1 protein-coding gene is annotated in these 274 nt (G+C 58.4%); it reads left to right on the forward strand.

The features are described from left to right. A partial coding sequence (locus AC1RPG_RS08750; protein WP_481762597.1) for a hypothetical protein occupies positions 1 to 274 on the forward strand: 274 nt, incomplete at both ends.

Raw genomic sequence — 274 nt, forward strand, 5'->3', positions numbered from 1 at the left:
GTACTGGGATAAGCTGGGTGGTGACACACCGCGCGTGCGCTATGGCAGCGTTTACCACTTCCATCGAACCGAGTGCCGTATGATCGTCGTGTGTGGCCGGGTCTATCTGGTGACACGAAATGGCCCCGTTACGCGGGAAGTTACTGGCTTCGAGGAAGAAAACTTCGGGCCGTGGCAGGTCCATTCGGAAGGAACTGTTGGCCGGGACCGGTCCTACGACAAATGGAGTATCGGTGATCCCGGTATCGAACTCGGGGTCTTCAACGAGGACGCC

The organism is Dellaglioa sp. CoH-57-MRSF-18, from assembly GCF_056781995.1.